Origin of the sequence: Rhodopirellula maiorica SM1 (assembly GCF_000346295.1) — a bacterium.
Lineage (GTDB): Bacteria > Planctomycetota > Planctomycetia > Pirellulales > Pirellulaceae > Novipirellula > Novipirellula maiorica.
This window is the reverse complement of record NZ_ANOG01000669.1, coordinates 1-10980: the sequence shown is the minus strand read 5'-3', so window position 1 is coordinate 10980 and position 10980 is coordinate 1. Positions and strand designations below refer to the sequence as shown.

Genomic DNA, 10980 nt, shown 5'->3' with positions numbered 1-10980 from the left:
CGCTGCGGATACTGGCCGGTCGAGATGGCCACCCGCGATGGCGAACAGATCGGCGAGTTGACATAGAACTGTTCGAACCGAACTCCTTCAGCCGCCAGACGGTCAATATTAGGTGTTGCGGCATCATCGTTGCCGAAGCACGAAAAGTCGCCCCAACCCATGTCGTCGATAAAGACAAGGATAATGTTGGGACGCTCTGCAGCCACACTGCTTTGAAAGGCTTGTCCACAAAGGATCACAAGCAATGGGATTAGAAGCAGGTTTTTCATTGGCTTTCCGTTCGAGTCGATAGGCAGGTCACCCCTACTGGCTTCCCTTGGTCTGCACCGTGCGACCAATCTATATCGATCAGTTTATTTGGATCGCGAATCCGTGTGGGGAGCGTTAACGCTCGAAACAGTCGTTCACGGTCAAAACGTCGGCTGTCTTCTTTTATTGAAAACGTAATCACATACCGTCCCGGATTGCTTCCTCTCGTGCACGATCGCTTTCCGCGTCCATCTGCTCGATTTCTTCGTTTGTCATTTCTGGAGCTGGATTGACCGTTACTTCGGAACTCGAACCGCATCCGAGCAGCGAGGCGGAACCGATGGCGATAGTAAGGGCGATTGAACAGAACTTCATAAGGTTAGGCTCCAGTAGCGGAAGATTCGAAATCAAAGAAATTTTGAGATTGTTGCAGGGACGTTTGTTTGTTTGTCGCATATCGCGTCGCGTGATTATTCACTCAGCGATGTGGACTCTCTGCCGGCGATGCTGCCTGCGGCACCCCAGATGCCGTAGTTGCTTGCCGATCCCGCCGGCGGAGCACCCGGAGCCGTCGTTCCGATCGGTCCTTGGTTTGTGTTTCCGGTGTCGATGCTGTCGGTGATAAAGGTCACCGATCCGTCGCCCATCAAGACATGGCATCCGCCTTGATGACGGCTGCCCGCCGAGAAAATACCGCCGGGCCCGTTGGCATCACCGTTACCACGAACGCAGTTCGCCGAGTTCGGTGGCAGCGTCTGGCCTACGCCTGACATCATCGGTTCCCCTTGCGCCCAATTGGATCCACGATACCGATGGCCTCCTGAACTCGTGTCAATCGCCAGCGTCACGCTCGCCTTGTAAAACTGAGGACGCTCGGGATCGCGAGCGAACTCAAGGACTTCGGCTTTAGGATCGTTTCGCATCGAGTTACCGCTTCCGTTGCGAACCAACACGTCGCCGGCCAATTCACGGGTGCCACTGCTGCGTTGAATTTCAGCCATCGCAATGGTTGTGCTCAAGCCATCCAAGCAATCCCGAAATCGCGTGACGAAACGATCTTTGAAAAATCCACGATGCTGACCAATGTTGACCGGAGTGCCGGCATTGTTACGCGTGTTGTTGCAGTTCCAGAACGAATCTCCAAAGCTGAATCCATAATTCAGTTCACCGAACGGAATACCCGCGTTTGGAGCAAGGTCTGATGGGCATAGCAGCGTTGGGATCTGGGTTCGCCAAGGAACGTAGTTCACGTTGTAGGCTGCCGGCCCCATCGGTGGCCACAACGTACTGCCGTCTTTGTAAGGATTGGAAATCTGCTCCCATACCGCCTGTTGCTCGAAGAAAGGCGTCAAGCCCGGCATGGCTGAAAGACGTTCACGGTTGGTCTTGGTCGCACTGGTCGTAGGAGTGCCAGAGCCACCGCCTTGTTGTGGAAGCTGATTGTAAGCCGAATGGTAATTGTGTAGCGCCAGTCCCAACTGCTTGAAATTATTCGAGCACGATATTCTGCGCGCCGCCTCGCGGGCAGCTTGAACCGCAGGCAACAGCAAACCGACCAGCACTCCGATGATTGCGATAACAACGAGCAGCTCGACCAGCGTGAATGCTTGGCGACGTGAATTCGATAGCCTCATCGTGACACTCCAATAAAGAATGAGTAGCGAACGCGGTGAAAAGTTTGGGAATATAGTTCAGAGGAACTACTGAGCGTTTTGGTTGAAAAGATGTGTTTTTCCGGCTCCGGCGATCCAGATTGCTCTTGGATTATCCCCTCAGGCTAACGATTTACGAGTCAATTGCAACCGTTTTTAGAATGGAATACGAACAGAGACGCTAGATCTCGACATCTAATGTTGGCAAAATATGTAAGACTTTTTGTTGGTGTGTCGCGGGATCCACGGGCGTTAAGCTAGCTTGCTTGCAAAGAAAAGTGCTCTGTGAACACCGCGTGTATTAAGCACGCAGGCGGTGTCGCGGGAGCGTGAGACGTGGTGAGATGGAGGGAAACCGCGAGCGGAATCGGCATTGGGATGCCGTCGTGCCGTGAGTATCCCCAACGCAGACGAGTGTCGGTTTTCTAGCGAACCGGCCTCGTGATCGATCGGTTGATCGAGTGCGCGGCGTATAGGCTTTGCTGCCTAGCGAAATTTGCAGCGGTCAATAGAGAGGTGCCGTTTAGGATTACGGCTACGTATAGCAGGCGATTTTTAGGGGCTATTTTTAAGCCCAATCGAGAAGTCTGGTTTGCATCGTCATGGGTTGACGCAACCCGCTTGCGGGATGGAGGCTGAATGGACAACCCGCAAGCGGTGTCCGGATGAACATGATCAGTCGACTAGAAATCGCTGCTGATCGTTTCTTTGTTCGCTCGCGTGCCCAGTGCACCCCACAATCCATAGGGGCTCATTTGTCCCGGCGACGCGGTTCCGGTGCCTCCGAGGTGCACCATCGCTCCGGCACCTCCGGTCGCCCGGCTTGAACCGGCTTCGATCGAATCGGTGATGAATTTCACGGCTCCGTCGCCCATCAGCACATGGCAACCTCCTTGGTGACGGCTGCTAGGTGTCGCGACCAACTCTTTGAAGTGGTTTTGCCCGTTGGGCAAGTTCGGCGGTGAAGTCGCTTTGGTGGTCGCAGGTGCATCGCCCATACAGATTTCTTGGTTGGGCGGCAGAATCGTCGTGAAACCACTGTACATCGGACCGAAGTCGGCCCAGCGATACCCTCTCGCGAACCCCGAACCGCCTTGCGCGGCCCCCGCGGTCCAAAAGCGAGGCCGAGTGCTGTCAACCGAAGGTTGGCAAAGACTTGGATTCAGATAAAGTGCGGCACCATCGACTTGAACTGCCACTGTCGAGATGCTGTTGTCACCCAAGTCACTGGTGATTTCGCCCGCCACGATCGTGTTGGCCAGTCCATCGAGAATGTCTCGAAACGCGGCGGGGCTGTGGACAACAAACGCACCTCGGCAACTTGATCGCGCTTCCTGCGCCGCATTGGCCGTCTTGATTCCGTTGTCATCGGTAGGGCCAAAGGTTTGCATCACGATCGAATCGCCCAGACAAGCGGCAATGTTTGTCCGTCCGAGCGCTGGTAATCCCTCGCCTGGATCGCTCGGGCAGCGAAGTCCTGCGATTTCCGTGTTCCAGGGCGCGTAGGTCGATACGTTGGGGGTTGGTCCCATCGCGTTGAAGCCAGGCTGCGGGTTGCTGATTTGTTCCCATAACGCTTGTTGTTCGAAAAACGGCGTTAACCCCACCAGCATGCTCAAGCGAGTGTTATTGCGTTGGTTCGAGTTGTTCCAGACTTCGTTGCCGCCGCCAGGTAACGCCCCTGTGCCGCTGCCATGAATTGGCATTTGGTTGTACGCGGCATGGTAATTGTGAATTGCCAAGCCAATTTGCTTGAAATTATTCGAGCATGACATGCGGCGGGCAGCTTCACGGGCCGCTTGCACCGCTGGCAGCAATAGGCCAACGAGCACTCCAATGATGGCAATAACGACCAATAGCTCGACAAGGGTAAAAGCGGGGCGGTGTTTGTTCAAAATGTTTGTTTTCATGGCATGAGTCCCATCGGGAAAATGGTAAACGCGAATGCGTCTAATAGAGGAAGTTAATTATAGTCAACGTGCAGAAAACTGAAATCGCCAACCGTGCGAAGTGGTCATGCGGAAACGCGGTTTTCAGAGAATTTTTATTGCAAGCTAAGTGTCTCCGTCGCCACAAGAATGCGGATGCGATCCTTGCCGGCACCCACGTTCAGGTGGAAGTAAAGTTGTCGTTCTGTTCGTCGAGGGGATGCAACCCTGTCGCCGATGCGTTTTTTCCATCGGGAGGATCGATAGCGGAGTGTCACGAGTCGTTTGGTGATGTTTTTCACATTCATGTAGCCGGGGGGACCTGCTACCGCTAACTGACTGTTATGGGGTAGGATCACCGCAACAAGGTGTCACTGATCTACTGGGTCGTTAAGCGTCGACTGTTGTCACGCCGATCGAAAGCGGTTTGGCTGCGACGATTCAGCGGCGAACTGGTCCCGCGGCAGCAATCGATGGCACGGGGCATTGCTGTGAAAACGCTTGGCAATTCAAACGTCAGTCCGATTCTCCAGCGACTCGCAGTCGGTAAACTGATTCAAAAGCGATGGAGTGCTATCGCAGATCTCCCATGACACATTGCGTTCCGCGATCGATTTGACATGTTAAGTATCGAAGCTTTGATTTTGATCACCGGCGTTCTGCTGTTGCTGGGGATTGTGTCGAATAAGTTTTCGGCACGCATGGGCGTGCCCGTCCTGGTTTTGTTTCTACTCGTCGGCATGTTGGCGGGATCCGAAGGGATCGGCGGAATCGAGTTTGAAAATTATTCGCTTGCGAATGGAATCGGGACGATCGCGCTTAGTCTGATCCTGTTTGACGGAGGGCTTCGCACCCCGTATCGCTCGATTCGTGCCGCCTGGAAACCAGCCGGGGTGTTAGCCACCATCGGGGTATTTATCACGGCATTAATTACCGGGCTAGCGGCTTCGTGGTTTTTGCAGATTCCGCTGATGGAAGGCCTGTTGTTGGGCAGCATTGTCGGATCGACTGACGCATCGGTGGTGTTTTCGGTGCTGCGATTCGGGGGCGTCAATATTCGCCGCCGACTCGCCGATACGCTCGAAGTCGAGAGCGGCTCGAACGATCCGATGGCCATCTTTTTGACCGTCGGGTTGATCCAAGTATTGACCGGCGCGGTGCCGCTGGGGCCAGGCCTGTTGGTTTTGTTTTTGACGCAGATGGTGTTCGGAGCCCTGGTCGGGGTATTGGTCGGATGGGGCGGTGTATGGGTGCTAAAGAACATCCAGCTCAGCGCCGCGGGGTTGTATCCCGTGTTAGCAACCGGTTTGGCGTTATTTTCATTCGGTTTCGCAGCGGCGTTTGGCGGTAGTGGTTTTTTGGCGGTCTATCTCACCGGGATCGTGATCGGCAATCGCCAACCAGTATTCCACCGCGGTATCCTGTTGTTTCACGATGCCGCTGCATGGCTGTGCCAAATATTAATGTTTATTGCGTTGGGGATTCTCAGCTTTCCCAGTCGGTTATTGGACGTTGCTGGACCGGCACTGATGATTTCCGCCGTGCTGATTTTGGTGGCTCGGCCGGTCGCTGTTTTCTTGTCCGTTTCGCTGTTCAAATTTTCGTTCCGAGAGCTAACGTTTCTATCGTGGGTGGGGCTCAAGGGGGCGGTGCCGATTACCTTGGCGACCTTTCCGATGTTGGCGGGGCTGCCGGGAGCTCCGTTGATGTTTGACACCGTCTTCTTTGTCGTTTTGGTTTCGGCGATCGTCCAAGGTTGGACATTGCCTTGGGTCGCGCGGTCGTTGAAGCTAGAGGTGCCCGCGCGATTGCCGCCCCCGGTGACACTAGAGATCAGTTCGCTGCGAAACGTCGAAGGCGACATCGTCGATTACTTCGTCGATGATGAATGTCGTGCGGCAGGTCACATGATCAAAAATCTTGCGCTTCCCGATGGAGTGGTGGTCGCCTTGATCGTCCGTGACGAACAAATCATTCCTCCGCAAGGCCGTTCACAGATACAGTACGGTGACCACGTCATCGTAGTGCTGCGTCCCGGTGTCCGCGCGATGGTCGATCGGGTGTTTGCTCACCGTGAATTGGATCCTGTGATTCTGCCGACGGCGCTCGAGTTCCCGCTGCGTGGTTCGATCACAGCGGCCGACGTCGAGCAGTTCTATGACATCCAGTTAGGAGCAAATCCCGATGCGACGCTGGACGAAATCATGCGACAACGGCTAAGCCCCAAGGGCGTGGTCACCGGAGCGGCCGTCCAGTTTGATCGAGTCGTGTTGTACGTGCGGGAACTCAGTTCAAGTGGATCGGTGCATTACGTCGGCATGATGATTCTGCCCACGCCGGAACCCGAACCTGCTCGAGCATCGCAGCCTACTTCAGATGCTGCGCCCGAGGATGAGGGGGTGTCGCCGGAGAACGAAAAGCAGCAAGACAACGAGCCGGCGCCGCCTGTTTCATCTGGCGACGATCGTTCTCAAGAAGAGTCCGATGAGAAACCGTTTTCTTCTCCGTCTTAAAACCGTGTCCGTCTTCCGCCGCCGTTTCTCGAGGCGGTTCTCTCTGCTGTCGATCCGTGTGCTCTTCGAGTGAGTCTCACCCAATCGACCGAATGAGTCTGGAGATAAATTGCGTCGAGCCGGTACTGTGCATACGTGCATTTGTCGAGTGCCCTGCGCTGAACCTCGGCAGGCAAACATCCCGGCAACAGACCTCGTTGGATGCGTTTTGCAGAGCGCCTCGGCAGCTTGCCCACGGTTTGGAATTAAAAAAAAGTGGAATATCTATAGAGTCTTTTGGTCGGCAAAACACTGCATTTGAGCGAGATTTTGACGCGGTATTGACGAGGAAATCGGAAGGGGTGTGCGAAAATAGTTGACGGAGGGGGTTTTGGACGCTTACGATCGTTCCAGTGGCATTGTTCCTTTTTAATGCTCCCCTCAGTCACCTTGTTTTGTCGCTCGGATTGGCCAGTGGCTTGACAACTCACCTGCGAATCTCCGCTTGCACACGCGGAATTTATATTTTCCTTCCTCTCTATAGGTGCATCATGTCAAGAAAAGGTCGAGGTCATGCTGGCTTTACGCTAGTGGAATTATTGGTGGTGATCGCAATCATCGGCGTGTTAGTCGGATTGTTGCTGCCCGCCGTTCAGGCGGCTCGCGAGGCGGCTAGACGAATGAGTTGTAGTAACAACTTCAAACAGATCGGGCTGGCGATGCACAATTACCACGCCGCCTACAATCAATTGCCAATTCATGGGACGGGACGCGAACCGAGCGGGCGTTTGAATTGGTATGCAAGTAGTAAGGAAGGCAGCAATTGGCGGCTCAGTATGCTCGTCGGTTTGACGCCATTTTTCGAGCAGCAATCGCTCTGGGAACAGATCTCCAATGCGACTGACGTCAACGGCAATGGCACGGTCGATTGGGTCAACGATGGGGATTTTCCACCGATGGGGCCAACTCCTCAGAATATTGATTTTGCCCCTTGGGCAACCGATATTCCCACACTCCGCTGCCCAAGTGATCCCGGTGTGGGATTGCCGGCGCTGGGGCGAACCAATTATGCGGCCTGTCTAGGCGATTCAACGCATCGGATGTTCTCCGGACGCGGTGTGGAAATTGACACGTGGAGCACGGGGACACCGCGAAAAGGATCGATCTATCCTGCCGAAACGGGCTATAACCGTGACGCCCGGGTGTCCCATCGAGGGACGTTTATGATGTTCGCGAGTATGAAGTTTCGTGACATCTTGGATGGTCTCTCCAATACGATTGCGGCGGGCGAGATTGCCACGGATTTAGGAGACAAGGACAACCGCACTGGCTATACGAAGGTTTCCGCCGGAGGTCCCGAGATCCTGGCCAACCCCAGTTATTGCCTGGATACCGCTGGCTGGATCGATCCCGAACGCCCCCAATTTTGGTCGCAATCGCTCGACAATACCAAACATGGCGGCACGAACAATGGTCGCGGCTATCGCTGGGCTGACCGCGGCACGACCTTTTCCGGTTTCTACACGATATTGCCGCCCAACGCCGAAAACTGTGGTGACGGAAATGGGGCGTTTGGCAATGCCACCTCGCCCGCGTCAAGTCGCCACCAAGGTGGCGTCCATGTGTTGATGGGCGATGGTGCGGTGAGGTTTATGACGGACTCCGTCGAGTCGGGGAATCGTCGCGGGGCAATGGTGATCTATGGTGGTACCGCTGCGAACAAGAATGCACCGGGGTCACCAAGCCCCTATGGACTTTGGGGCTCTCTCGGAACTCGTGCTGGGAAAGAAAAGGTCGAAGATTTCTAAGCAGGTCCTCAGAAGTCTTTCGGTGCGTTCGCCGTTTTGACGCTAGGCGTGGATGATTCGGCGCGAAGGTACGAGGGATTTCTCAGGGGCGTCGGAATAAATAAGTGACGGCCTGGAAAGGCCGTCGTACGGCGGAATAAGCGACCGCCTGGAAAGGCCGTCGTACGGTGAAATATGCGACCGCCTGGAAAGGCCGTCGTACGGTGAAAAATGCGACGGCCTGGAAAGGCCGTCGTACAGTGACATCGTTCGTTTGTCAGTGTTTTTGTTATTTTCAGCACGTTTAATTCAAGGAATTTACCAGTGAAAAACTCTGCATTTTTAATCCTCTTCGTCGGCTGTTTTGCCCTGATGACGATGGGGTGTTCCGGGCGAACATCGCAGAATGTCGCCGAGAATGCGTCGCAAGAGGAAATCGACGCCTATAAGCAGCGGATTGCTGCAGAAGAGGCTGCGATGAACGCCAGCTTTGAAAAGGGTGATTCGAATCCCCAGCAGTAATCACTCTGCTATCTTGGAATCGTGATTGGCGATTTTGATCAAATGCGATTTCAGTAGATGGATGCGAGACATGGCGGCGATGCAATTTCAGGGTTCAGTCAACATTGTATGGACTTGCCTGTTCATCGCTGCCATGGGCACGGTGGGATGTGATTCTTATTCGCCTTCGGACCCACCGGAATCTGTATCGTCATCAAGTGATAATCCGTTCGTGGAAATGCAAGCGGCGGCTAGCCGAGACGATTGGCAAGCTGCTCTGGCGTATTCCAATGCGGCGTTGCTGCAGCATCCTGGTGACGCCGAGGTGATGTCGGAAGTGGCGCGGGTTGCTTTCTTTGCCGATAAGCCCGATCTTGCCGCGGCTTTGCTTCGTGATGCTTGCGTCGCGGAATCGTTCGGCAACGAAGGCCGTTGCCTGCAAACTGTCGTCGCGTATATCGGCGTTGGGAAACTGTACGATGGGATCGAGCTGCTCGAGCAAGCGATTGCGTCGCAACCCAAGCATTTCGAACTCCGGCGCTGGCTGTTTGATTTCTATATCGGTACTGAGGATCGGATTGCGGCGTTTCCCCATGCGAAAGTATTGATCCAACATCGGCGGTTTGATGTTGATTTGTTGGTTTCGCTAACCAGTATGCCACGCCGCTCATTCGATTGGGGACCATTGGATGAAATGGTGGCACGCAACCCCAGTGACCAACGGCCATGGCTCGGCCGGGCCAAAAAACTGTTTGACCAAGGTCAGTATGACGCCTCGGTGGAATTGCTTGATCGTATTCTCGACCAGCACCCCGATTCAGCGAATACGATCGCGCTAAAGGCTCGTGTGTTGGCGGCGGCAAGCGAATTTGACACCGTAAAGGTATTGCTCGGTGGTGAGACCCACGAGGCCGATCGCTATCCTGACTACTGGATCGCAATGGGAGATTTGGCCCGCTCAACAAACCTACTTACCAAAGCCAGTCGGGCGTATTGGGAAGCCACTCGTATCGATGCAAACGTCACCGAAGCGTGGTCAAAATTAGCAAGCGTGCTTCGTGCTGCGAGTGACACTGCAGAGCTCAAATCAGTGGATGTGGATGCTGTTTATCATCGCAGCGTTCAACTAAATGAACTTGATCGATTGGTCCAGCGTTTTGATCAATTGCACCGAACGTCGGCTGAGCAAGCTATTGAGATTGCCGAATCGTTGCGAGATCTAGGGCGGCTTTGGGAAGCCGAGGCGTGGGCGGCAGTGGCGATCAGCATGCAAACCACGCCCAACGATCGAGCAGTCCAAACACGCCAATCGATCATCGCCAAGATGAACAAGCAAACACCGTGGCAACAGCAACGTGGGCAGCCCGGGTTGCGGATTGATTTATCATCGTTCCCGGCGCCCATCGTCTCTGACATTGAAACAACCCGCGATGATGTCGATCTTCGTGAACGTCATGCCTCGCTCTCGAAGTTCATGCAATCGAAATCGCCGATCCAATTGCGAGACGAAGCAAAGCAGCGGGGCGTCAATTTTGCCGGTTGGACACGCCGCGATCCAAAGACAATGCACACCAAATTGCACGAGACACTTGGATGTGGTGCAGGCGTGATCGACTATGACCTCGACGGTTGGCCCGATCTGTATTTGCTTGCCGCCGGTGGTGTTCCGACTCAATCGAACTCGGATTCAAACGCATTGATGCGGAATCATCAAGGAGATTTTATGGAGACCACCTCGGCAGCCGGCGTCGATGACACCGGATTCGCCCAGGGAGTGGCCGTGGGAGATGTCAACGAGGACGGTTTTGCGGATCTATGGGTGTTGAACTATGGACGCAATCGATTGCTGATCAACAATGGGGATGGCACGTTTGGCGACGCCACCGATCGGATCAGCGATCACGATGACTCGCGTTGGTCAACCTCCGGCGCGATTGCAGATATCGATCGAGATGGGATCTCCGACGCCATCGTGCTTCACTATTGCCACGGTGACAATATCACCACGTTTGATTGCACCTACGAAACCGATGGCTTTGAACGATCTTGCACGCCTGTGGTTTTTCCTGCCGATCAGGACCTGTTCTATCGGGGAAGCGAAACGGGGGAACTCGTCAATCACACCGCGTCGTGGAGTGCGACTCCGCAAATTGCTGGCCGCGGTTTGGGAATTGTCGTCGGATCGTTCGATGACAAAGCGGGGATCGATATCTACATCGCCAACGATCAAACCGAAAATCATTTTTGGAGCATGCTGGATTCCGCGGGAGTGACGCGACTCGTTGAAACCGGGATCACGCGAGGGCTTGCATCGAACGACCGGTCCTTGGCACAAGGGTCAATGGGGATTGCCGTGGGCGATTTGAATCTC

General features: G+C 54.5%; 8 protein-coding genes. 4 read left to right on the top strand and 4 right to left on the bottom strand.

The window, feature by feature from the left end:
- The 4 genes from RMSM_RS21420 to RMSM_RS21410 form a co-directional block, all read right to left on the bottom strand.
- On the bottom strand, positions 1–269 hold a 269-nt coding region (locus RMSM_RS21420; RefSeq protein ID WP_008701152.1), incomplete at its 3' end, for a sulfatase family protein.
- Between the two features lie 178 nt (positions 270–447).
- The gene (locus tag RMSM_RS41890) at positions 448–624 is read right to left on the bottom strand and encodes a hypothetical protein (RefSeq protein ID WP_008701151.1); all 177 of its coding nucleotides are present in this window, start codon (positions 622–624) and stop codon (positions 448–450) included.
- Positions 625–719: 95 nt separating this feature from the next.
- The gene (locus tag RMSM_RS21415; RefSeq protein WP_008701149.1) at positions 720–1883 is read right to left on the bottom strand and encodes a DUF1559 domain-containing protein; all 1164 of its coding nucleotides are present in this window, start codon (positions 1881–1883) and stop codon (positions 720–722) included.
- A gap of 701 nt (positions 1884–2584) precedes the next feature.
- Positions 2585–3811, bottom strand: a complete 1227-nt coding sequence (locus RMSM_RS21410; protein WP_008701147.1) for a DUF1559 domain-containing protein — start codon at positions 3809–3811, stop codon at positions 2585–2587.
- Positions 3812–4449: 638 nt separating this feature from the next.
- On the opposite strand from RMSM_RS21410, the gene RMSM_RS21400 reads away from it, so the two are divergent.
- The 4 genes from RMSM_RS21400 to RMSM_RS21385 form a co-directional block, all read left to right on the top strand.
- A complete protein-coding gene (locus RMSM_RS21400; RefSeq protein WP_008701141.1) occupies positions 4450–6342 on the top strand; it encodes a potassium/proton antiporter in 1893 nt (630 codons plus the stop codon).
- Between the two features lie 530 nt (positions 6343–6872).
- Complete coding sequence (locus RMSM_RS21395; protein ID WP_052031735.1) at positions 6873–8129, top strand: DUF1559 domain-containing protein; 1257 nt, start codon at positions 6873–6875, stop codon at positions 8127–8129.
- Positions 8130–8432: 303 nt separating this feature from the next.
- On the top strand, positions 8433–8630 hold the full coding sequence (locus RMSM_RS21390; RefSeq protein ID WP_008701137.1) for a hypothetical protein: 198 nt from the start codon (positions 8433–8435) through the stop codon (positions 8628–8630).
- Between the two features lie 70 nt (positions 8631–8700).
- Positions 8701–10980: FG-GAP-like repeat-containing protein (locus tag RMSM_RS21385; protein ID WP_008701135.1), on the top strand; the 2280-nt coding region annotated here is incomplete at its 3' end.